This window comes from Lascolabacillus sp. (assembly GCF_028696275.1).
GTDB lineage: Bacteria > Bacteroidota > Bacteroidia > Bacteroidales > Dysgonomonadaceae > Proteiniphilum > Proteiniphilum massiliensis.
Map to the genome: position 1 here is coordinate 79047 of NZ_JAQVHI010000003.1, position 23572 is coordinate 102618.

The following is a 23572-nucleotide window of genomic DNA, read 5'->3' on the forward strand; positions in this document are numbered from 1 at the left end:
TATTATGAAGACAGCAAAATATAATATTTTATCCTTTTTAGTAATCGGTTTTATGATTACAGGGCTATCTTCCTGCCTGGATGATCTGAATACCATACCTCTTGATGAGGAAGAGTTGGTATCGGATGTAGTATTTGGAAGTGAGATTGGTCCTTACCAGGAATTACTTGCAAAAATATATGCAGGTTTAGCTGTTAGTGGAAACAGCGCGGGTGATGGTGACCCTGATGTTGCAGGTGTGGATGGAGGTAGTCAGGCTTCTTTTCTCAGAGGATTATGGAACCTTCAGGAATTACCTACAGATGAAGCACATTGTGCATGGAATGATGTTGGTATACCTGATCTGAATTATATCACATGGACATCCAGCAATGTTTTTATAAAGGGGTTCTATTATCGTCTTTATTACCAGATAAATCTTGCAAATGCCTTGTTGAGAGAAACAACTGAAGAGGTGTTAAATGGCAGAGGTGTTAGTGCTTCTGATCAAACAGAAATCAAACGTTTTCGTGCTGAAGCAAGATTTCATCGTGCTCTTTCTTACTACTATCTGCTTGATATGTTCAGAAATGTTCCATTTGTAGATGAGAACAGTCCTGTTGGAAGCACTTTACCTCCACAAATTCAAGCAGCTGATCTTTTTGAATATATTGAGAGTGAGCTTATTGATTGCGAGGCTGATATGATTGACCCATTTGTTGGCTACCACAATCAATACTATGGCAGGGCAAATAAAGCTGCTAACTGGGCTCTTTTATCACGTCTTTATCTTAATGCTGAGACTTACGTTGGACAGAATAAATATAGTGAAAGTATAACTTATAGTAATAAGATACTTAACCTAGATTATTCACTGGAGCCTGTTTATGTCAATCTGTTCAAAGCAGACAACCATAAATCAGCTGAAATGATATTCCCTATTCGTTATGAAGGTGCTGACACTCAGACTTGGGGAGGTATGACATTCCTTCTAAGCAGTATGGAACCATCTGATATGCAAGAAGAAGTGAATGCTGTAGGTGCATGGCAGGGTAATAGGGCAAGATCATCGTTACTCGCAACTTTTGAGAAAGAGAATCTGCATGAAAACGACAGCCGCTTTGATATGTTATACACAGATAAAACGGAAAATATTGAGATTGAAGATCCTTCAGTTTTTACAAACAATGGAATACCTATTGTAAAATATTATAACAGAAACAGCGACGGATCATTGCCACCAAGTAATATTGCTTATACTGATTTCCCATTATTCAGACTTAGTGAAATTTATCTGAACTATGCTGAAGCTGTTTTAAGAGGCGGATCAGGAGGCAGCAGAACTACAGCATTAGAATTAATAAATGAATTACGTGGTCGTGCATACAAGCAAGCTCCATATACAATTTCAGATGGTGAGCTTACTTTGGATTTCATCCTTGCCGAAAGAGGCAGAGAATTTTTCTTTGAAGGACAGCGCCGCACAGATCTTATTCGTTTTAATAAATTTACAGGCTCTTCTTATGTATGGACCTGGAAAGGGAACGTGAAGGAAGGCAGATCTGTAGCAGATCATTTTAAGGTTTATCCTATACCGGCAGACGATATAGGTGCTAATGAAAATCTAGTACAAAATACAGGCTACTGATAAATGCCAAATTAAACTTAAAAATAAACTAACGATGAAAAAGATATATATAATATTTTTATTACTGACATCTCTTGGCATGCTTTGGTCATGTCAGGAGGATGAACAGGTAGTTTTAAAGCATCCTGATTCCTTTGTACTAAATGTACCAAAGTATGCCTCGGGTATCTATGATCTAAAGAACATGGAGACCATTGAATTCACTACATCACAACCTGATTATGGGTTCACTGCAGTAGCTAATTATAGTGTGGAAATATCACTCACAGAAGACTTTGCCAAATCAGACACCTTACCGGGTACATATACTTCAGCTAAATTTAACGTTCAGGCTGCTGACATTGCTTTAGCATTGATGGGACTATATGGAATTGTTGACGAAAATGAATTCCCAACAGAACCATTTCCACTTTATGTTCGTTTGATTTCGGTATTGAATAGTAATAACGATGGCGCAGTAAAATCAAACGTGATTATGCTGCCACGTGTTAAGAGTTATTTTGCTCTTGACCCAATGGTAATGCCTGAAGAGATGTATATAATAGGAAATGTTGCCGGCAATTGGAGTTGGGATGGAGCAACCACTATGATCCCAATCTGGGGAACACCCGGAAAATTCTGGTCAATTCAATATCTTGGCCAAACAGGCGATGGAGCAAATGCAGAGATTAAATTCAACACTGTGAAAGAATGGGATGGAAATGAGTTCGGATTTTCTGGCACTGCAATAAATGAGAGTGGTACTGCTGATCCGGGAGCATCAGATTCAGGAGGTAATATTGGAATCGGAAATCCGGGTTGGTATATAGTAGTTGTTACAACCACTATAAACGGCAGAGAATATGAGTATGCTGTTGATTTCTTCCCACCTCATGTTCATTTGCAGGGACCTACTGCAGGTGGCAATTGGGATACGACAGATGAGATTTATCGCTTTGCAATCCCTGATCTTTCACTTGGTGCAGATGCTGATTTTGTATCTCCTCCTTTCACAAACGATGGTGAGATTAGAGCAAGTATAAAATTGCCTGGACAAGAATGGTGGCATACAGAATTTCTTGTATTTGATGGAGTATTCGTTCCACGTGGTACCGGAGATGACCAGGAACGAGTAAGTGGTAAAGCAGGTCAAAGGTTATATATCAACTTTACAGAATTTACAGGAAAAATACAATAAACTAAAAAGCAACGATATGAAAAACAAAATATATCTATTTGTAACACTGCTTGGTATATTGCTGCACACCTCGTGTGAGGATGTCTATGACCATGTAGCAGAACCTCCACAGGCATATGAGCAGGAAGATCAGCAATCGGTTGATGGATTCTCATTTGCTATCGGATCGGGACTTAGTACTCCTGTTGTACTTACAAATGATCTAATAGAGAATGAAACAATTTTAGCTGCAGTCAATACAACTTCAACACCTGAATTAGCTGAAGGAGCATATGTAAAAATAGTACTTGAGGTTTCTGATTCTGAGGATTTTGAAAATGTGGTAGCTATTAATTCTGCAGCAGATGGAAACAATGCAACTATATTGGCAGCTGATCTTAATGAGGCTGTAAAAACTCTTTATGGAAAAAGACCCGATGCACGACAAATTTATCTTCGTGCAACATACTATATTGTGGAAGGTACAACATCTTCTTTGATGCCAACACCTGCAATACTAGGTCCCTTAACAGTTACACCTGTAGGTCCTGTTATTGAAACCGAATATTATATTGTTGGTAGCCTGAATGGCTGGAATATAGGTGATTTAGATAACTGGAAATTCTACCATAGTGGTAAAGATGTCTATGATGATCCTGTCTTCTCTATTCTTGTAGAAAATCCCGGAGAATTCAAGATCGTTCCAAAATCCAGTAAGGAGGCTGCATCATGGGATTATGTATTTGGGTCATATGATGACACCGCACTTGAAGGTGAGTTACAAGCTGATGGAGGTAATCTCAAAGTTGAAGAGCCTGGTTGGGTAAAGATTACTCTTGACATGATGGAGTATAAATATTTTATTGAAGTTATAGGTGAAATGAACCTGACGCTATATGCACCAGGTGGACACCAGGGATGGTCGCCAGAAACAGCTCCGACACTTTACAGTCGTAACTTCGACTTTAAATATGAAGGATATGTTTACTTTGCTGATGAAAATACAGAGTTTAAATTCACTTCTCAGCCTGACTGGGGTGGTACAAACTATGGAGATGGAGGAGAAGGTGGCATTTTATCCGATGATGGGGGTGCAGGCAATCTTAAAATAACAGAACCGGGTTATTATAAACTTAATGTAGACCTCTCCGTTTTGCCATTTACATATACAGCAGTAGCAACTGACTGGGGTGTTATTGGCAGCGCTACTCCAGGTGGATGGGATAATGATACAGATATGACTTATGACCCTGAAACTGGTATCTGGTCTGTTACATTAGATTTGATAGATGGAGCTTTTAAATTCCGAGCCAATGATGGATGGGATATTAACTTAGGAGGAGACCTCAACAATCTGAGTTATAATGGAAGTGATATTCCTATAACAGAAGGTAATTATACTATTACTCTGGATCTCTCAAATCCTCAGCAGTATAGTGCTACAATAGTTCAGAATTAATTCTTTTATTGTTCAAAAAAGCGCGGCAATATCAGCCGTGCTTTTTTGCATTATAATAAATTTAATCAGGTGTTAATGAAAAATTGTTTTTATACATACATATTAGTCTCCCTTCTGCTATTATTAGGAGTCTCATCATGCGAAACCTCAGAAAGAGCAGAAGAGACAGGTAAAGAAAGTTTTGCTAAAGGAGCAGATATAAGCTGGTTACCTCAAATGGAAGAGAGTGGGTATATTTTTTATAATGATGATGGAGTACCGGAAGACTGTTTTAAAATTCTGAAAGATCATGGAATAAACTCAATAAGACTTCGCACTTGGGTAAATCCTTCTGATGACCCACACAGTGGTCATTGCAGCAAGGAAGAAACAGTAGAAATGGCAAAACGAGCAAAGGAATGGGGTATGAGTGTTATGATTAATTTTCATTACAGTGACAGCTGGGCTGATCCCGGAAAACAAAATAAACCTAAAGATTGGGAAGGACTTAATTTCGATGAACTAAAACAGGCTTTGTATGATTATACATATGATGTAATGGATGCACTTAAAAAATCAGAAATTACACCGGAATGGGTTCAAATTGGAAATGAGATACCATCAGGAATGATTCATCCTGAGGGACATACTGATAACTGGTCCCAATTGGTAGAGCTAATCAACGCTGGATATGATGCGGTTAAAACTGTAAGCAACACTTCAAAAGTCATTCTGCATATAGATCAGGGAAATAACAACGATCGTTTTCGCTGGTGGTTTGACAATGCTGAAAATTATGGAGCTAAATATGATATTATCGGAATGTCATTCTATCCATGGTGGTTGGAAGGAAAACCCGATTATACTGAAGTAATAGAGGATCTTGCATATAATATGAATGATATGGTTAGCAGATATGGAAAGGGAATTATGGTTGTTGAAGTAGGTGGTGAGGATATCAAGCCAGTAAACACTTATAATATGCTTAGAGCTGTTATACAGAAGACAAAGGAAGTTCCTGACAATAAAGGATTAGGAGTGTTTTACTGGGAACCGCAAGGTGCAAGAAGTTGGAGTAAATATGCTCTAAGTGCTTGGGGAGATAATGGCAAGCCTACAAAAGCTATGGATGCATTTATTGATTAAAGATAAAAAGCTAAAACAGAATAATTTAATACTAACAAAAAGAAATATGATTAAGAAAATAAAGTATCTCTGGATATATTTTATAATAAGTGTGTCTCTACTGCATGCACAGGAAATAAAAATTGATCCTGCTTTCTGGTGGAGCGGAATGATGGAAACAGAGCTTCAATTAATGGTTCATGGTGATGATATTGCTACATATAAACCTGAAATTAGCTCAGAAAATATAAAAATTAAAGAGGTAGTAAGGCTCGATAGTCCAAACTACCAACTTATATACTTAGATATTTCAAACTCAAAACCTGAACAGTTCAATATAGTTTTCAGAGGACCCGAAAATAGCTATACAGTGAAATATGAATTTAAGGAGAGAAATCCTGAAAGATATGACATTGAAAGCTTTAACTCTTCAGATGTGCTTTACCTGATTATGCCGGATAGATTTGCAAATGGTGATCCTTCAAATGATCAGATAGAAATGCGCATGCCATATAAAGTTGACAGAAACGATCCAAACTCCCGCCATGGAGGTGACTTAAAAGGTATTTCTGATCATCTTGATTATCTTAATGAACTTGGTGTAACAGCAATATGGCTTAATCCTGTACTCGAAAATGATATGAAAGGTGGCTCTTATCATGGATATGCAACAACAGACTACTATAAGGTAGATCCACGTTTTGGAACCAACGAAGAGTATAAAAATCTTATCGAAAAAGCACACTCAAAAGATATGAAAGTGGTTATGGATATGATATTTAACCATTGTGGAAGTGACCACCCATGGGTTTATGACGTGCCATCGTATGACTGGTTCAATAACTTTGAAGAATATGTTCAGACCTCACATATGAAAGAAATGTATTTTGATCCTTACGCTTCGGAATATGACAAGAATAAAATGGTTGATGGCTGGTTTGTTCCCACAATGCCTGACCTTAATCAAAAAAACAGACATGTTGCAAAATATCTTATTCAAAACAGTATCTGGTGGATAGAATATGCCGGTGTGGATGGTATACGCCAGGATACATACCCTTATGCAGACTATGATATGATGGTTGATTGGGTAGATGCTGTTGAAAAGGAATATCCAAGTTATAACATCGTTGGTGAAGCATGGCTGAATAATATAATCGGTACATCATTCTGGCAGAGAAATAGTCCGATTAACCCAAAAAACACAAAGCTGAAGTCTGTAATGGATTTCAAGTTTATGGGGTTGTCCCATACTGCTTTTTTCGAAGAAACAGGTGAATGGGGTGGTGGATTACATGGTATCTATGATCATATGACATACGACTTTATGTATCCAGATATATACAACGTACTAAGGTTTTTGGATAATCACGACACCGACCGGTTACTAAAGGAGTATCCAACTGATCTGTCAGGTTGGAAACAGGCTGTAACATTCCTGTTAACTATACCTGGTACACCTCAAATATATTATGGAACAGAATTATTAATGCATGGCAATAAAAGCAAGTCGGATGGTTATATCAGACTTGATGTCCCCGGGGGCTGGCCAGATGATAAAGTAAATCACTTCACAAGAGAGGGCCGCGATGATATACAGAATGAAGCTTTCGACTTTCTGAGCAAGCTGCTGCATTGGCGTCGTAACAATGATCTGATTGCTAATGGTTCCATGAAGCATTATGTTTTACAAAATGGTGTTTATGTATATGAACGTTACATTGGCAACAGAAATGTTCTGATATTCATGAACGGCGGGAAAAATGAGGTTGAGATAAATCTGGACAGATATGCCGAGTCGATTAAAGGCAGGAATGAATGGACCGATTTCTTATCCGGAGATATCATTTCTCTGGGTGAAAAGATGAAACTATCTCCTAAAGAAATTCTGATTTTAGAGTAACTTTATATTTATTAAACTGTTAACTGAAATAAGCAGTTGGGTAACGTACTGTATAAAACTAAAATGATAATTATGGGTAATATTTATAATTTAAGTATGAAAAAAAGCAGAACAGTACTTACACTACTGCTTATTTCTATCTTCCTTTTTTCTTGTGGTGAGGATCCTGTTATTGTGCCCGATAAGCCAAAACCGGAAGAACCAAAACCAGAAGAGCCTGCAATGTTGAATGACTGGTACTCTTGGCAGCCGGAAAAACCTGATGCAGATGAGGAACTAACAATTTTCTTCAAAGCACCTTCCTCTTCAGAATTATATAATTACACTGGGGAGGTCTACGTACACATAGGAATTGTAAATGAAGGGGTTTGGCAAAATGTACCTGCTGATTGGGATGAAAATATAAGCAAATGTAAAATGAGTCCTGTAGAGGGAGAAAGCAATGCCTGGAGTATCAAGCTTATTCCAACAATAAGAGAATGGTTTGAATCAGAAAATATACCGATTAATAAAATAGGAGTCATTGCCAGAAGTGCTGACGGCAATAAAAAAGGTAATAAAGATGGCGCAGACTTTTTCATCGAGGAAATTACCGATAGTAAGTACAAAGCATTTCAGCCCGCTGCTGTAAAAACCGCATCAATGCCTGCAGGATTAAATCATGGGATAAATATAATCGACAATTCTACAGTAACACTTGTACTTTTTGATAAAGACAAAAATGGCAACAGAAAAGATTTTGCTCATGTAATTGGTGATTTTAACGACTGGACATTGAGCAACGACGAGAAATCTCAAATGTTTCGTGATGAGTCTTCAGGAGTATGGTGGATAACATTATCAAACCTGGATCCGAATAAAGAGTATGCATTTCAATATTACATTGGTAAATCGGGAGGAGAAACATTCAGAGTAGCCGACCCCTATTCTCGTAAAATATTAGATCCTGATAATGATAAATATATATCATCTGCAACATACCCTCATCTGAAACCTTATCCTGAAAAAGCTATTGGTATAGTCTCAGTTTTTCAAACTAAATCAGAGAGTTATAATTGGCAGGTAACTGATTTTGAAATCCCTGATAGAGATAATTTAGTAATCTATGAAATGTTACTTCGTGATTTTTCTGAAACAGGTGATATTAATGGAGCATTAGGAAAACTTGACTACCTTGAGTCACTTGGCGTTAATGCTATTGAACTTATGCCTGTACAGGAGTTTGATGGTAATGACAGCTGGGGATATAATCCTGCATTCTTTTTTGCAATGGATAAAGCTTATGGTACCGACAGGATGTATAAGGAGTTTATAGATGAGTGTCATAAACGTGGGATTGCTGTTATACTTGACGTTGTATATAATCATGCAACAGGTGCAAATCCTTATGCCCGTATGTGGTGGGACACTTCAAATAACAAGACATCTGTTGAAAATCCTTTCTTTAATGTAAATGCTCCTCACCCCTACTCTGTATTCCATGACTTCAACCATGATGCTCAGATTGATGGTAAGTTCATCGTGAGGGATTTTGTAAAACGCAACCTTCTGTTCCTTCTTGAGGAGTATAATATAGACGGTTTCCGTTTTGACCTGACAAAAGGATTTACTCAAAAAAACAGTACTGAATCATCCGCTTCAAACTATGATGCCTCAAGAGTTGCAATATTAAAAGAGTACAACAATACAATTAAAGAAGTAAATCCAAATGCATATGTTATACTCGAGCACTTTGCCGATGATCGTGAAGAGACAGAGTTAAGTAACGAGGGTATGATGGTATGGAGAAATATGAACTGGCAATATGGCCAGTCTGCCATGGGGCATAAAGAGGACTCAGGATTCACCCGTACATATTATGGAACAGTACGACCAACAAACAGTCTGGTAAGCTATATGGAAAGTCATGATGAAGAGAGATTAGCGTACAAGCAGGTTACATGGGGTAACGGAATTATTAAAACCAGTTTGAGTGCGAGAATGTCTCAGCTTGCAACAAACGCAGCCTTTTTCTTTACTGTACCGGGACCTAAGATGATATGGCAATTTGGTGAACTGGGTTATGATATCTCAATTGATCAAAATGGAAGAACTGGGAAGAAGCCAATAAAGTGGGACTATCTGGAAGTTTCAGAGCGAAACAGCCTTTTAAAAACTTACAGCACTCTGATAAATCTGAGAATGGATCATCCTGAACTGTTTAACTCAACAGCTACTCTTGATTGGAGGGTTACACCTACATTCTGGGAGCAGGGCAGGTTTATCACACTCTCTTCTTTTGGCAGTTCAAAACAGGTGGTTGTGATAGCTAATTTCACAAATGAAGTAATCACTGTTCCATATACATTCCCAAGATATGGTGTCTGGTACAACTATATGGATCAATCAGAAACAATAGATGTAACATCAACAAATTTGAATATTGATGTTCCTGCTAACAGTTTTAAAATTTACAGCACATTTACGGATTAACAAAATCAAAGCCCGTCATGATATCGCATCCTTAGATAAAGTTACACATTATGTGATTTATTTAAGGATGCGATTATTTTATTGGGATTTTTGAAACTTATGTTATCTTTGCGAGTATAACATATAAATATCACAGATTTAAAAATTCTAAAACTTAAATAAAATGAAGTCAATTGCAATCATTTACGGATCAAGTACAGAACACACAAAAGAAGCTGCCGAGAAAATAGCTGAATTACTTGCAGATTATTCTCCTACATTAGCAGACATTTATGATGGCGATGATGAACCATTTAAAACCCACGATGTCCTCATTCTTGGTGTTTCCACATGGGGTGTACAGGATTTGCAGGATGATTGGAATGATTTCTACCCAAAACTAGAACAGATAGATCTATCTGGAAAAACAGTAGCACTCTTTGGAATGGGAGATGCCTCTATCTATCCAAGTTCATTTGTTGATGCCATTGGTATTCTTTATGAGATAGTAGTGAAACAAGGTGCAACAGTAATTGGCCATGTTTCTCCGGAAGGATACGATTTTGAATACTCAAGAGCACTGGTAGATGGTCAGTTTGTCGGCTTACCGCTTGATGACGACTATGAACCGGAGCTTACAGAAGAGCGTATAGTCAATTGGGTTGAACAGCTTAAACCACATCTTTCATAACCGGTTTTATTCTTCATTATCGCTTTAGCTTATAAACATCATCTTTATCCTGGACAATAGATAAACTTAGTGCACCTAATATGAGTGAGCATCCCGCAAGCACTAAGGTTAGTATTACTTGTCCATTAAACAGTTCACGTGTAATAAAACCAAGTATACTTGCAGCAAGTATCTGTGGAATTACAATAAAGAAATTGAATATACCCATATAGGTACCCATCTTATCAGCGGGCAATGAGCCTGTTAATATTGCATATGGCATTGATAGAATGCTTCCCCAGGCAAAACCAACACCTATCATGGGTATTACCAACATATTTGGATCTTTGATAAAAAACAGGGAGATTAATGATACTCCTCCAAAAGCTAAAGCTATTGAGTGAGTGGCTTTACGGCCTATCTGACGAGCAATTACTGGAAGAAGGAAAGCGCTGATTGCTGATACTGCATTATATACGGCAAAAAGGACTCCAACCCAGTTTGCCCCCTGATTATAAAGCAATGATGTGGAATCTGTTGTACCATATATATGTTGTGTAATAGCTGGAGTTGTATAAATCCACAAAGCATAAAATGACAGCCAGGAGAAGAACTGAACAACTGCAAGCTGCCCCATTGTTTTAGGCATATGAAGCAGGTCATTCATTATACCCACCATACCTTGTGGCCGATTGTTGTTCTTGGTAATCAAACCTGAAATTATTAGAATTAAACCAAAGACCAAGAGTAGTCCAGAGATTATATATAATTGACCATTGTCTTCTGCCAGTCTAAATGACTTAATTATAAATGTTGTAGCAATACCTATAAGAGTCCATATTACACCTCTTTTCATAAACTGACCAGAGGTTACAGGGGTCTTAATAACAGTTTTAATACCGGTAGACTTCTCTTTCTCTTCTTCAAAGGCAGCCAGTTCCTCAGGTGAATACTCTTTCGATGTTAAGACTGTATAAAGAACAGAAGCAATAAGTACTACTCCCCCCACATAAAATGAGAGCTTCACAGATTCAGGTATTACACCTTCAGCAGCAGTATTAGATATTCCAAACCAGTTAGTTAATATATAAGGCAACGCTGATGCTATAACTGCACCTGTGCCGATAAAAAAGCTTTGCATAGCAAACCCCATTGTTCTTTGCTCAGACGGGAGGTTATCACCCACAAAGGCTCTGAAAGGTTCCATTGAGATATTGATAGAAGCATCCATTATCCACAACATTCCGGCAGCAATCCATAATGATGGAGAGTTTGGCATTATATAAAGAGCTAACGTAGTAAATATAGCACCTATCATGAAGTATGGTCGGCGACGGCCAAAGCCATTCCAGGTTTTATCACTTAAATGACCAATAATTGGCTGTACAATTAATCCGGTTATAGGTGCAGCTATCCATAATATTGGAATATCCTCAACCCTGGCACCCAGTGTCTCAAAAATACGGCTGACATTAGCATTTTGTAAAGCAAAACCAAACTGTATGCCAAAGAAACCGAAACTCATATTCCATATCTCCCAAAAGGATAATCGTCTTTTTTTCATGTCGCTTAGATTAACTTATTTAAGTACTTATCTACTAAATTCCATCTGATAATTAACAAAAATACAAGGGTTTTTATATTGAGTTGGCAAATAAATCAATGTTATATTAATATCTCTGCGCAATCGATTGCACTGGTTTTGTTGACTCTTTTACTACTAATTCGGTCTTGATTACCCGGCTAACCACTCCCTCTTTTTTTTCTCTTCCTTCAATACGGTTTATAAGAAGTCGCGCAGCCACCTTTCCCATCTCTACACCATACTGGTCTACACTTGTAAGTCTGGGATATGTAACCTCTGTAATATAACTGTTTGTAAAGCCACAGACCGACACCTCTTCAGGCACCATAAAACCTAAACTTTTCGCTATCTGTATACAGTATGCAGCTACCTCATCATTAATACAGAAGAATGCATCAGGAACAGGATCAAGTTTAAGCATCTCAGGAATCACTTTCTTTGCAAGTTCAACAGTATCGCACACCTCTATCAGTTTTTTATCTATAGCTATCTTATGCTTACGCAGTGCATCCTCATACCCCATTCTCCTGTTATTGGATATCGGCATTGAAGGTACGGAGCCTAAAAAAGCAATATTCCTGCACCCGGATTCAATCAGATATTCAACAGCAGTAAATGCTCCTGCATAATCATCAACTACCACCTTATCAGTGTTTATACCTGTACATATACGGTCGAAAAAAAGGAGATGCACATTATTATCTAATATTTCCTGAAAATGGTCATACTTTACTGTTGTTTTGGACTGAGAAACCAATATACCACAAACTCTTGCATCAAGCAGTGTTTCCACACATTTTACTTCCCTCTCATAATCTTCATTTGAGTGTGATATTAGGAGATTATACCCTTCGCTCTCGGTTTCTTGCTGAATTCCATCGAGCACTGTTGAAAAAAAATAGTGAACAATTTCAGGGACAATTACACCAATTGTGTTGTTTTTATTAGTACGCAGCTGTAATGCCAGTCTGTTTGGTTTATATTTATGCGCCTCGGCATAATCTTTTACAATTTTGCGAGTTTTTTTACTAATAGCAGGATGGTCACGCATTGCCCGTGAAACTGTAGATGGCGATAAATTAAGTGCTTTTGCTATATCTTTTAAGGTAATTTGTGCCATTATTAAGGTGACTCACGATTTAAATTTAATAACTCCTACTTTTTAAACTCAATATCAGTTTCTGATAAGAAAATGATATTATCAAAAATAGGAATAAAAAAAGTAAATATCAACCTATTTAAAAAATATCTGGTGTTTTGGGAAAAACCTCCACGTCAAATCAGATTAAATTTATATTTTTGTTTATAATCATTTCTATCCTATCAATATGACAGAATCCAAAATAACCTTGAATGTACAGTCCGAGGTAGGCAAACTCGAAGCTGTATTATTACACTATCCGGGACCCGAAGTAGAGAACATGACCCCACGAAATGCCGAAAGAGCGTTATATAGTGATATTCTCAACTTATCTATAGCTCAAAAGGAGTATGATCAATTACATGGGGTGCTGAGTAAGACTTCCAGAGTATATGAGGTATCTGACTTGCTTACTAAAGTACTTGAGAATGACATTCTTAAGGAACAACTTATACAAAAAATAGGTGAAATGGAGCAGGTTCCCGGGTATATCGACTACCTCATGAAACTATCTCCCCGAAACTTGTCCAAAATATTAATAGAGGGATTACCAATAAATATAAATACACTTACCGACTATCTGCGTGAAGAGTATTACGCATTAAAGCCTCTTTACAATTTCTACTTTACAAGAGATGCCAGTGTAGTAATTGGTAACAATGCAATGGTATGTAAAATGGCAAATAGTGTTAGAATGCGTGAGTCACTTATTATGAATGCAATTTTTAAAAGTGGACTTTTCTTCGACTCTAATCTGTTTAATATATATGATATTTCAGATAACAATCCTTCCGTGAAAGTAGAGGGAGGAGATATACTCGTTATAAGAGATGATATACTGCTAATTGGTAATGGCTCGAGGACTAGCTCACAAGGAATTGACCTCATAGTAGAGGAGTTTTGTAAAACCGGTAGTGGTAAAAAACATGTAATAGTGCAACAGCTGCCCGAATCTCCCGAATCATTTATTCACCTGGATATGGTATTTACTATGCTCGATACTAACACCGCCATGGTATATAAACCTTTAATTATGAACAGCTCACCCTACCAAACGGTGTATATGCAGATTGAAGATGGAAAAGTTGTCAAAATTTCTTCTTCAGGAGGTATACTAAACTCACTCAGGAAACTTGGTGTTGATCTGGAACCGGTAGTTTGTGGTGGTAAAGCCGATGAGTGGGATCAGGAGAGAGAACAATGGCATAGTGGAGCAAATTTCCTGGCAATAGCTCCCGGTAAGGTGATATCATATGCACGTAACATTCATACTTTGGAGGAGTTAAGCAAGAATGGTTTTGAAATTGTCACAGCACAAGATGTTATAAATGAGAAGTACAATCTCGATACACTATCAAAGTGCGTTATCACAATTGAAGGATCCGAATTACCTCGCGGTGGAGGTGGTCCCCGATGCATGACTATGCCACTTCGACGCAGTTAATCAGAGAATTTCAATAATTTTCAAAAGTGAATCTACTGTATATGTAGGTTCAAATCCATCAGGATTTAAATGTGCAGGATTGAACCATATCTGGTCAATCCTGCTATTTTTTGCACCAACAATATCAGCTTCCCAGCTATCACCTATCATTATTGTTTTATTACGCTTCGAGTTGGTGTTTTTAAGTGCATATGTAAACATCCCTTCGTGAGGCTTATTTATATTTGCATCTTCAGATAGGATTATTTTATCAAAGTACTTTCTCAAGCCTGAGTTTTCTATTTTTTTATATTGTACCTCTCTGAATCCATTCGATAGAATATGCATTTTATATCTTGGTTTCAAATACTCTAATAGTTCAATGGTACCATCAACCAACCTGGTCTTCCTGGTTGTCCTTTCAAGAAAATCATCACTGAGATTTTTAGCATATTCCGGATCATCAATTCCAAACTCCCTTACAGGAGCCAGAAATCTTTCAACGATTAGTTCTTCTTTTTTAATCACTCCCTGCCGATAGAGTCCCCACAGATAATTATTACTGGGCATATAAACCTTGTAGTAATCCTCAAATGTTGGGTAATATTTTGAGTACCCATAGTCATGATAAACCTCTTCCAGACACTCCTTGCCATTAAGATGAATATCCCAAAGCGTATCGTCCAGATCAATAAATAAACTCTCGTACATTCAACTGATCAGCTAACTTCTATGATTAGATATTTTGTAAGACTCCAGAATCTCTGAGTATCTGTTATATGAAAAATCAGATTCCCATCACTACCGTTTACAAACTCATATGTTCCTTCGGGATGGGTAGACCATAATTTTCCTTTCTTAGAGTATAAAGGTATCTCTTTAACTTCACGAATGTCGATCTGCAGAAAATAATCTTTATTAAATGTATCCTGCATTACACGAGTAGCCTGAAGAAAACCTCCTGAAAGAATTTTTTGATTTTTAAGTTCATTTGCTGTACCAAATACATAATAGGCAGTGTTTAGTGATCTATCCTGCTCCTGAATAGTAATCATCTGCTGTTCTGTCTCAAGTGCCAGAGAGGTTATATCCTGCGATAGCTGAGCAATCTGCTCATCCTTCAATGCCAGCTCATTTTGAAGTTCAGCCAATCTGCCTGAGCTCTCCTGCATTTCACGATTGAGTCTGCTGATTGTATTTTTTAAAGCAGCTACTTCTTTATTACTACTGCTATATTTTTTATTAAGTTCTTCCAACTGTACTTTATTACGTTGCAAGATCTCACTGATCATCTTAAAGTTATCAGCTACACGCTGTTTAGTATCCTGACTCATCTCTCCAGCTTGTGAAGATTGAGTAGAAATATATTTCTCAGCTTCTCTTATCTTTTCAAAATTTGCCTCAACATCACTAATTACTGACATCATTTCTGCAGCTTCTCTTTCTGAATCTGACGATTGCATCAAAAGAGAGTCGCGCTGTGCCTGCAATTCCTTATATTCTTTTGACTCCTTCACATTTGTACATGAAACAATTAGTCCCATCACAAGAAACAAAATCCATATTTTTTTCATAAATTATAATATTAATATTTTACAATTATAAAAAATTCTCTCTACTGTTATATATCAATCCTTACCTTTAACTATTATAACAAACTCACCCCTCGGTTCGTTTTCTTTAAAATGATTTGTTAATTCTTCAAGTGTTCCTCTAACTGTCTCGGCATACATTTTGGATATCTCCCTTGAAACAGATGCGTATCTATCATTTCCCATATTTTCAGCAAGTTGAGAAAGTGTTTTGATAACTCTGTACGGAGATTCGTAAAAAATCATAGTTCTCGTTTCTTCAGAGAGCAGTTTAAGTCGTGTTTGTCTCCCTTTTTTCTGAGGAAGAAACCCTTCAAAGCAAAAGCGATCATTAGGCAGACCTGATTCAACCAGGGCTGGCACAAAAGCAGTTGCTCCCGGAAGGCATTCAACTTCTACTCCTGCAGTAATACAATCCCTTACTAGAAGATATCCGGGATCAGAAATAGCTGGAGTTCCTGCATCTGAGATTAATGCAAACACCTCTCCCGATTTCATTCTCTCCACTAAATGAGCTGTAGTCTTATGCTCATTAAATTTATGATATGACTGCATGCGTGTCTCAATACCATAATGTTTGATCAGTACACTACTGGTCCGTGTATCCTCAGCCAAAATAACATCACACTCTTTAAGCACCTTAATTGCTCTAAGAGTAATATCTTCCAGATTTCCTACAGGAGTGGGTACAACATACAGTTTTCCCATCTTAATCATTGATTTACTTAAACCCTTTTCTAACAATCAAAAGAAAATCAGCTACAGTTGGATTGTCAATATCAGCTGAAACATTTTCTCTGATATAATTCTCAGCCTCCTCGTATGATTCTAGTTCGCTAAGTTTTTCTAAAGTACTGTTCATTTTATGTCGATCATTACCAAACAACTCACGTTGGAAAATAAATCTGTCATTGAGACTAATTCCTCTCTTAATGTCGACCACAGCCGGAACTGTCTTTATTATATCATTTATTGATTTGGAGCTATTACTTGTCTCAATTATATTCTTAACTACCTTTGTTTCTTTTACTTCACTTTTTTCTTGAATTTTTTCAACTGGTAAATCAGATTCCTTTTTATTAAAATAGTTAACATCCTGACTATATGGATTCCTGTATTCGGGCAATTCTATTCTTTGCGCATGAATATTACCAGTTCTGCCCTCTTTCTCAATCTCTTTATCAAATTCTTTTTCTTTCTCTTTCTCCAGAGCCGCTTCCTGCTCCTTTTGCTCCTTACCGGAAAGTACAACAACCAAGCGTTCCATTTGACCCTTCAAGTCATCTATCTGCATAAACTCAAGGTTATGCAGCAATTCATTAATTTTCTGAGTCTTTATAAATGATTCTTTGAAAAAGGTAAACGGGAGATTGCCGCTTTTACTGACCTCCATAACATTCTCTTGCAAAGATCTTATCTCACTAAGAAGCCGTTCAATATAAAATGATTTATTCTCAGACATCTGACATTAATTTATTTAATGATACTCAATAGCATACAATTATGTAAATTGCTCATTCCATGAAACACACAAAAGTAATCATATTTTAGAAAGCTCAACAAAATCATCAGGTAAATTCACAAGATATAACGTTTGAGTTGCCCTTGTAACCGAAGTATATAACCATCTGTAAAAGCTTTCACCAAGATATGATTCCTGTATATATCCTATATCCAAAAAAACATTTTTCCATTCACCGCCCTGTGCTTTATGACAGGTAACTGCATATCCATATTTTGTTTGGAGGGCATTAAAATAAGGATCTTCTTTTACCTTCTTATATCTGAGTCGTTTCTGAGAAATATCACTATAATCCTCCATTACATTAGTGAAAAGCTGATTATTCTGCTCTGATGTTAATCCCGGCACTTCTGTATGTAAAACATCTAAATTTATCTTGGCTTCAAATTCGATATCATATTCACGATGATACAAAACAACATTGCAGAACCTGAAACCATACAACTCCTCCTGACCTCTTACACGTTCAACTTCTACAAACTCTCCATTGGCAAGAAAGTCAAGATGTTCATACTCTTCAATCCAGAAATAGTTGTTTTTGGTAATCATGAGAATATCGCCAGTTGAGAGCTCTTCTTCCCGAAATAAAACAGTGTTCCTTATCCCATTATTATATGCGTTTACACGCTTATTGGAACGGGAAATTATAATAGTTTCCTCTATTCCGTCACGTGAATAAGCATCTGATATCTCGTAAATCAGATCTTTACCTGTAATTCTTTTAACATCTGCAAAACCTTCAATTTTAAGCTTTGGAAAAACATCAGTTGCTTGCATTGCCAGTGAGTCTCTCAAATAAGTTGCGTTGTGAAGAATTCCTGACTCGATCTCCTGCCTCACAATATCTGTAAGATTAGCTTCCGTAACATGCAATGAATATGATTTCAGAACCTCTGTATCGAGAGCGGGACTAAACTCCTGTTTAACAGGCGGTAACTGGGCATCATCGCCAATCAAAAGGATCCTGCAGCCTTCTGCAGAATAAACATACTCGATAAGGTCATCAAGTAATCTTCCTGTTCCAAATACCGAAAAATCAGGGGATTCATTATTAATCATTGATGCCTCATCAACTATAAATAGCGTATGTTTATGCAGATTCTCCGACAAGGTAAACTGCATTGTCCCTTCAGACATCTTTTGCTGTCTGTAGATCTTTTTGTGTATTGTATATGCCTTCTGTGCTGCATAACCTGAAAACACTTTCGCAGCTCTGCCTGTAGGAGCCAGCAAAACAGTTTTTTGGTTAAATTGGGACATTGTTCTTACAAGACTACCGATTAATGATGATTTACCCGTACCGGCATATCCGGTAAGTAAAAAAATGTGGTCGCCATCATTTGAAAAAAGAAATGTTGTAAGCTTTTCTAAAGCATGGATCTGGTCACTCGTAAAGTTGTATGGGAAATTTTCATTGATTTTCTCAATAAAAAAGCTATTTATCATTTTTTGTGGTAATTTTTCCAGTAAAAGTAGCATAATTATCATTCTTTTTCTAAATTTGTAGTCTAAAATCAAAAAATCAATATTAAAACAGTATAAATTAAAAAAAGAAAAGTCCATGAAAGTTGTAATGAGAGTGCTTTTAGCAATAGCCATTGTTCTTTTAGCTTGGGTAAGTTGGAAAAGTATCCAGGGTCCAATTGATTTCAATGCTGAAGTTGCAAAACGAGATCAGGCAGTTATCCAGCGCTTAATGGATATCCGAACAGCACAAGTTGCTTTACGCTCACAGACAGGCTCATACACCGCTAGTTTTGATACACTTATAAATTTTATCAAAACTGGTAAGATTGCTACACTCGTTAGAGAAGGAGACCTTACTGAGTCTCAATTAGAATCAGGAATGACAGAAGTAAAGGCAATGGAAATTATCAGAACTGGAAATGAAGCAAAAATAAAAGAAGCCGGTTTATGGGATAACGAAAAGAATGCCCCTCAGTTAGTCAGAGACTCAATTTTCTCTCCCGCAGTTGAAGTTCTCTATCCAAATCGCACTAATTTTTATCCCGATTCAATTAAATTTGTTCCGTATGCTCCTGCAGGTACAACTTTCCAGATGGGTGTAGATTCACTTATTACAGCTTCAGGCTACCCAATTCAGGTATTTGAAGCAAAAACTCCATACACTGATTATTTAGGAGACCTTGACAAGAAATTACTTGGACAGAAGATTCAAGAAGTTCTTGATCGCCCGGGCAAGAGATTCCCAGGTATGCAGGTAGGTTCACTTGAAGTTGCTAACAATAACGCAGGTAACTGGGAATAATTAGTATTGACTGATTTATGTTTCTACCGGAGAATATAGATTTAGCAAATTCAGAGAAATATAGATTATCCATTCGGTTATCACCGAATGGATTTTCTTTTTATTTTCATTCCTCTGAGAACCCCGATATATTTCACTTTCAGAAAACTGATTTAAGTAATAAGTTATCATATATTGATAACATCAAGAAGATAATATTTGATCAGGGATTCTTCAGCAGTCCTTTCAATAAAACCACAGTTATACTTGTTTCTCCCCATTACACTATCGTACCTAAACCCTATTTCGATGAGAGAAAAAGTAAGGATATTATGGATTTCAATTTCCATAATCTGAAAGGTACAATACTTCATAACTCTTCAGAATCTGATAAGTTATCTGTATTGTTTAACATGGACGAGGATGTGCATTCTTTTCTTACAAGACATTTAAGTAATCCTGAGTTTAAACATCACACATCGTCACTTCTATGTTTTTTTAACACATACAAACAGAAAGAAAATCAAAAAAAGTGCTTTGTAGACTTTCATGATGGCTTTGTTTCGATATACAGCTATCTTGAAGATAAGCTTCTATCAGCATTAACATTTCCCGCTAATAGCAAACAGGATATAACTTATTATATTGCGAGCATCTGGGAAAAACAGTCGTTCGACCAAACCAAAGATTGCCTCTATTTATGTGGTGAGATCGATTCACACTTATCAGTTATAAGCGATCTGAAGAGATTAATAAACAATGTTGAAAGAGTGGAGTTGAAACCGAAAGCAAAAATTTCGGCTGAAGAGATGCGAGTATTACCAACTGATGTAATTGCTTCCTTATGCGTATAATAAGCGGAAAATATAAATCAAGAAGGATTCAGGTACCCACGAATCTTAAAGCGAGACCAACAACCGACTTTGCAAAAGAGGGCCTTTTCAACGTTCTCAATAATTATATTGATTGGGATGATACATCTGCACTTGACCTGTTCTCAGGTACAGGGAGTATAGCACTAGAGCTTGTTTCAAGAGGATGCAGCCGCGTTGTTTCTGTTGAATCAGAGCAGCTTCACTGGCGATTTATAACAATTGCAAAGGAAAAACTTGAAGCAAGTGAACTATATCCATTAAAAGCCGATGTTTTCAAATTTTTAATTTCATGCAGAGAACAGTTTGATCTGATATTTGCTGACCCCCCTTATGATTTAAAAGAGGTTGACACAATACCCGATCTTATATTAGATAAAAATCTTCTCAAACCTGATGGTCTTCTGATATTGGAACATTCAAAATCTCACGATTTCACAATGCATCCCCGATTCAACAGAGAGCTAAAATATGGCAGTGTTCACTTTTCATTTTTCATCTGAAACTGCTGAAGCTCTTACTCTTATCACTTCCTGTCATTGCTATTCCTTTTTAAACGGTATACAATTACAAGCTGGTCTCATTATTAATTTCTATTTTTGCACTTCGTTATTAATAATATAAAATATGGATAAAAAGCAATTTAAAGAGACTAAAGCATTTCGGTTCAAACGATTCGCACGAAAGTCATACAGTATATTCAACAGTATACATAAGATGGTAACCATCGGTGTATTATCGGGTTGTACACTTATGTCTGCTCATGCAGCATCAATTGATCCGGTTGAACAGATTTTTATTAAGACCGACTCAGAGTCTATCCCTCCAACTGAACTTGATGAAGTTGTGGTCACCGCTTCCAAAGTAGCTTTGCCAATAAATATGGCTGCAAAGCAGGTGACAGTCATAACAAGCAAAGAGATTGAGCGTGCACCGGTCAGAAGTATTGAAGATCTATTAAATTATGTAGCAGGTATTGATATACTGCAACGCGGACCGCACGGCGTACAGGCGGACATATCCCTCAGAGGTGGTACTTTTGACCAGACAGCTATCCTGTTAAACGGTGTTAACCTAACAAATCCTCACACAGGACATTACAATTTCGACATTCCAATTAACCTTTCAGATATTGAACGAATAGAGATAGTTCAAGGCCCATCCTCCCTTGTTTATGGAGCAAGTGCATTTTCCGGCGGGGTTAACATTATAACAAAGAAAGATAATGAGTCGGGCTTCTACACAAAACTGGAAGGTGGAATGCATGGAATGTTTGGAGCTGACGTCAGAGGCTCTTTCGCAAATGATAAATCCACACATTCACTCTCTGCAGGATATAAGAGATCGGCAGGTTATATCCCAAACAGTGATTACAATATTTACAATCTCTTGTGGCAGAGCAGATTTAAAGTCAATGGCACCAATATTGATTTTCAGGCGGGACTGAATGATAAAGCATATGGAGCAAACACATTTTATACAGCTGCATATCCCAATCAGTATGATGATACGCAGGGTCTGTTTTTTTCAGTAAAGGGAGAAAGCAGTGGTAAAATCAAAATCACCCCTCACATCTATTGGAGCAGACATTATGATGAATTTCAACTTATTAGGGAAGGCACACCCGATGTTCCCGCATGGTATACTGATCACAATTATCACAGAAGTGATGTTTTCGGTATGAATTTACATCTGCAGTATGCATCACAACTGGGTATCACAAGCTTTGGTGGTGAGTTCAGGAATGAAGGCATATTAAGTAATGTCCTTGGAAATACAATTGATAACCCTATAGGTAAGTACTCTAAATCGGATAACAGGACAAACATTAGTTATTTTGCTGAGCATAATTTTATACTCGATCGCGTAACTTTCTCGTTGGGTGGATTAATTAACTACAATACAGCAGTAACTGATAAATTTGAGTTCTATCCGGCAATAAACGGATCGTTCAGAGTTAATGACAAGCTGAATCTGTATGGTTCATGGAACAGGGCAAGTCGAATGCCAACATTCACCGATCTCTATTATACAACTGCTACTCACATCGGAAACAGCAACCTTGAGTCGGAACTTTCCGAAGCATTTGAAGTTGGAGCTAAGCTCAATAATTATCTGATTAGCGGATCAATTGCCATTTTTTATATGGAGGGAAAGAATATGATCGACTGGGTGAAACCATCGCCCGATGCATTGTGGGAGTCAACTAACCATACTCAGATAAACAAAAAGGGTATGGATTTAAACCTTACATTAAATATTAAGAATTGGTTTGGAATTAATCAGCCTATGAATTCTTTAAATGCGGGACTAATGCTTCTTGATCAGGAGAGAGCAGATGATGAACTTATATCTAACTATATATTGAATCATTTGCGTCATAAACTGACAGTGGGATTACATCACGATCTGATAAAAAATTTATCAGTGGCATGGAATTTTAGATGGCAGAAGAGAAACGGTTCATATGTTAGTTATATCGATCTACAGCCGGGTGAAAGAGTTGATTATGCTCCTTTTTCTATTCTGGATGTCCAAGCAAATTATAAACTTAATAATATTGATCTATTCATTAATGCGAATAATATATTCAACACTAAGTATGTAGATTTAGGTAATATTCCTCAACCCGGATTCTGGTTATCCGGCGGAGCTGCAATAAAACTGTAATAAACCATATTCAGTTTTTCATATATATAGTCCCCTTGAAAAATAAAAAATCATTTCAAGGGGATTTATCAATATTAAGGATCTATAACGTTAAAGGATGTGCTGTTTTTAATTTACAGTAAATTGATTTAAGTATAAACCTATTTCAG

Annotated in this window: 19 protein-coding genes; 12 read left to right on the forward strand and 7 right to left on the reverse strand. The window is 37.0% G+C overall.

Annotated elements, in window-relative coordinates; all coding sequences use genetic code 11:
- Window positions 1-4 precede the first annotated feature (4 nt).
- From PHO43_RS01805 to PHO43_RS01835, 7 genes are all read left to right on the forward strand, one after another.
- A complete protein-coding gene (locus PHO43_RS01805) occupies window positions 5-1627 on the forward strand; it encodes a RagB/SusD family nutrient uptake outer membrane protein (protein WP_288011096.1) in 1623 nt (540 codons plus the stop codon).
- Between the two features lie 34 nt (window positions 1628-1661).
- Entirely contained in the window at window positions 1662-2804 is a 1143-nt protein-coding gene (locus PHO43_RS01810) for a SusF/SusE family carbohydrate-binding protein (protein WP_288011085.1), read from the forward strand.
- 16 nt (window positions 2805-2820) lie between these two features.
- Window positions 2821-4242: an Outer membrane protein SusF domain-containing protein gene (locus tag PHO43_RS01815; RefSeq protein WP_288011087.1), complete on the forward strand. Its 1422-nt coding sequence runs from the start codon at window positions 2821-2823 to the stop codon at window positions 4240-4242.
- A gap of 75 nt (window positions 4243-4317) precedes the next feature.
- Window positions 4318-5367: a glycoside hydrolase family 53 protein gene (locus PHO43_RS01820; RefSeq protein WP_045088923.1), complete on the forward strand. Its 1050-nt coding sequence runs from the start codon at window positions 4318-4320 to the stop codon at window positions 5365-5367.
- Between the two features lie 46 nt (window positions 5368-5413).
- Window positions 5414-7249, forward strand: a complete 1836-nt coding sequence (locus PHO43_RS01825) for a glycoside hydrolase family 13 protein (protein ID WP_045090759.1) — start codon at window positions 5414-5416, stop codon at window positions 7247-7249.
- Between the two features lie 96 nt (window positions 7250-7345).
- Complete coding sequence (locus tag PHO43_RS01830; protein ID WP_288011089.1) at window positions 7346-9721, forward strand: alpha-amylase family glycosyl hydrolase; 2376 nt, start codon at window positions 7346-7348, stop codon at window positions 9719-9721.
- A 163-nt stretch (window positions 9722-9884) separates the two neighbouring features.
- Window positions 9885-10391: a flavodoxin gene (locus PHO43_RS01835; RefSeq protein WP_045088922.1), complete on the forward strand. Its 507-nt coding sequence runs from the start codon at window positions 9885-9887 to the stop codon at window positions 10389-10391.
- Window positions 10392-10407: 16 nt separating this feature from the next.
- On the opposite strand, the gene PHO43_RS01840 is transcribed toward PHO43_RS01835, so the two are convergent.
- The gene (locus PHO43_RS01840; protein ID WP_045088921.1) at window positions 10408-11934 is read right to left on the reverse strand and encodes an MFS transporter; all 1527 of its coding nucleotides are present in this window, start codon (window positions 11932-11934) and stop codon (window positions 10408-10410) included.
- A gap of 106 nt (window positions 11935-12040) precedes the next feature.
- The gene (locus PHO43_RS01845; RefSeq protein WP_045088920.1) at window positions 12041-13075 is read right to left on the reverse strand and encodes a LacI family DNA-binding transcriptional regulator; all 1035 of its coding nucleotides are present in this window, start codon (window positions 13073-13075) and stop codon (window positions 12041-12043) included.
- Window positions 13076-13283: 208 nt separating this feature from the next.
- On the opposite strand from PHO43_RS01845, the gene PHO43_RS01850 reads away from it, so the two are divergent.
- Complete coding sequence (locus PHO43_RS01850; RefSeq protein ID WP_053826814.1) at window positions 13284-14540, forward strand: arginine deiminase; 1257 nt, start codon at window positions 13284-13286, stop codon at window positions 14538-14540.
- Here PHO43_RS01850 and PHO43_RS01855 read toward each other — a convergent pair whose 3' ends face one another.
- From PHO43_RS01855 to PHO43_RS01875, 5 genes are all read right to left on the reverse strand, one after another.
- On the reverse strand, window positions 14541-15230 hold the full coding sequence (locus PHO43_RS01855; RefSeq protein ID WP_045088918.1) for a YjjG family noncanonical pyrimidine nucleotidase: 690 nt from the start codon (window positions 15228-15230) through the stop codon (window positions 14541-14543).
- A gap of 8 nt (window positions 15231-15238) precedes the next feature.
- A complete protein-coding gene (locus PHO43_RS01860; RefSeq protein ID WP_045088917.1) occupies window positions 15239-16093 on the reverse strand; it encodes a Cbp1 family collagen-binding glycoprotein adhesin in 855 nt (284 codons plus the stop codon).
- Between the two features lie 54 nt (window positions 16094-16147).
- Window positions 16148-16819, reverse strand: coding sequence for a 16S rRNA (cytidine(1402)-2'-O)-methyltransferase (gene rsmI / locus PHO43_RS01865; protein WP_045090757.1), 672 nt, complete (start codon window positions 16817-16819; stop codon window positions 16148-16150).
- A gap of 13 nt (window positions 16820-16832) precedes the next feature.
- Window positions 16833-17573, reverse strand: a complete 741-nt coding sequence (locus PHO43_RS01870; RefSeq protein ID WP_045088916.1) for a DUF8457 domain-containing protein — start codon at window positions 17571-17573, stop codon at window positions 16833-16835.
- Window positions 17574-17651: 78 nt separating this feature from the next.
- Window positions 17652-19079: an ATP-dependent DNA helicase gene (locus PHO43_RS01875; protein ID WP_288011098.1), complete on the reverse strand. Its 1428-nt coding sequence runs from the start codon at window positions 19077-19079 to the stop codon at window positions 17652-17654.
- A gap of 115 nt (window positions 19080-19194) precedes the next feature.
- Here PHO43_RS01875 and PHO43_RS01880 point away from each other — a divergent pair, with 115 nt between their 5' ends.
- From PHO43_RS01880 to PHO43_RS01895, 4 genes are all read left to right on the forward strand, one after another.
- Window positions 19195-19902 (forward strand): hypothetical protein, encoded by a 708-nt coding sequence (locus PHO43_RS01880; protein ID WP_053826815.1) that lies wholly within the window; start codon window positions 19195-19197, stop codon window positions 19900-19902.
- A gap of 17 nt (window positions 19903-19919) precedes the next feature.
- Entirely contained in the window at window positions 19920-20735 is an 816-nt protein-coding gene (locus PHO43_RS01885) for a DUF3822 family protein (RefSeq protein WP_053826816.1), read from the forward strand.
- Window positions 20726-21256, forward strand: coding sequence for an RsmD family RNA methyltransferase (locus tag PHO43_RS01890; RefSeq protein WP_045088913.1), 531 nt, complete (start codon window positions 20726-20728; stop codon window positions 21254-21256). The genes PHO43_RS01885 and PHO43_RS01890 overlap by 10 nt, the downstream gene beginning before the upstream one ends.
- 124 nt (window positions 21257-21380) lie before the next feature.
- Window positions 21381-23423, forward strand: coding sequence for a TonB-dependent receptor plug domain-containing protein (locus PHO43_RS01895; protein ID WP_288011092.1), 2043 nt, complete (start codon window positions 21381-21383; stop codon window positions 23421-23423).
- The last annotated feature ends 149 nt before the right edge of the window (window positions 23424-23572 follow it).

What these genes read in the sequence shown, in the direction of transcription:
- PHO43_RS01880 (WP_053826815.1), top strand. Translation starts at nt 19,195, where the DNA reads ATGAAAGTTGTAATGAGAGTGCTTTTAGCAATAGCCATTGTTCTTTTA.
- PHO43_RS01890 (WP_045088913.1), top strand. Translation starts at nt 20,726, where the DNA reads ATGCGTATAATAAGCGGAAAATATAAATCAAGAAGGATTCAGGTACCC.
- PHO43_RS01895 (WP_288011092.1), top strand. Translation starts at nt 21,381, where the DNA reads ATGGATAAAAAGCAATTTAAAGAGACTAAAGCATTTCGGTTCAAACGA.
- PHO43_RS01805 (WP_288011096.1), top strand. Translation starts at nt 5, where the DNA reads ATGAAGACAGCAAAATATAATATTTTATCCTTTTTAGTAATCGGTTTT.
- PHO43_RS01825 (WP_045090759.1), top strand. Translation starts at nt 5,414, where the DNA reads ATGATTAAGAAAATAAAGTATCTCTGGATATATTTTATAATAAGTGTG.
- PHO43_RS01855 (WP_045088918.1), bottom strand. Translation starts at nt 15,230, where the DNA reads ATGTACGAGAGTTTATTTATTGATCTGGACGATACGCTTTGGGATATT.
- PHO43_RS01850 (WP_053826814.1), top strand. Translation starts at nt 13,284, where the DNA reads ATGACAGAATCCAAAATAACCTTGAATGTACAGTCCGAGGTAGGCAAA.
- PHO43_RS01830 (WP_288011089.1), top strand. Translation starts at nt 7,346, where the DNA reads ATGAAAAAAAGCAGAACAGTACTTACACTACTGCTTATTTCTATCTTC.
- PHO43_RS01820 (WP_045088923.1), top strand. Translation starts at nt 4,318, where the DNA reads ATGAAAAATTGTTTTTATACATACATATTAGTCTCCCTTCTGCTATTA.
- rsmI (WP_045090757.1), bottom strand. Translation starts at nt 16,819, where the DNA reads ATGGGAAAACTGTATGTTGTACCCACTCCTGTAGGAAATCTGGAAGAT.
- PHO43_RS01845 (WP_045088920.1), bottom strand. Translation starts at nt 13,075, where the DNA reads ATGGCACAAATTACCTTAAAAGATATAGCAAAAGCACTTAATTTATCG.
- PHO43_RS01810 (WP_288011085.1), top strand. Translation starts at nt 1,662, where the DNA reads ATGAAAAAGATATATATAATATTTTTATTACTGACATCTCTTGGCATG.
- PHO43_RS01875 (WP_288011098.1), bottom strand. Translation starts at nt 19,079, where the DNA reads ATGATAAATAGCTTTTTTATTGAGAAAATCAATGAAAATTTCCCATAC.
- PHO43_RS01840 (WP_045088921.1), bottom strand. Translation starts at nt 11,934, where the DNA reads ATGAAAAAAAGACGATTATCCTTTTGGGAGATATGGAATATGAGTTTC.
- PHO43_RS01860 (WP_045088917.1), bottom strand. Translation starts at nt 16,093, where the DNA reads ATGAAAAAAATATGGATTTTGTTTCTTGTGATGGGACTAATTGTTTCA.
- PHO43_RS01885 (WP_053826816.1), top strand. Translation starts at nt 19,920, where the DNA reads ATGTTTCTACCGGAGAATATAGATTTAGCAAATTCAGAGAAATATAGA.
- PHO43_RS01870 (WP_045088916.1), bottom strand. Translation starts at nt 17,573, where the DNA reads ATGTCTGAGAATAAATCATTTTATATTGAACGGCTTCTTAGTGAGATA.
- PHO43_RS01835 (WP_045088922.1), top strand. Translation starts at nt 9,885, where the DNA reads ATGAAGTCAATTGCAATCATTTACGGATCAAGTACAGAACACACAAAA.
- PHO43_RS01815 (WP_288011087.1), top strand. Translation starts at nt 2,821, where the DNA reads ATGAAAAACAAAATATATCTATTTGTAACACTGCTTGGTATATTGCTG.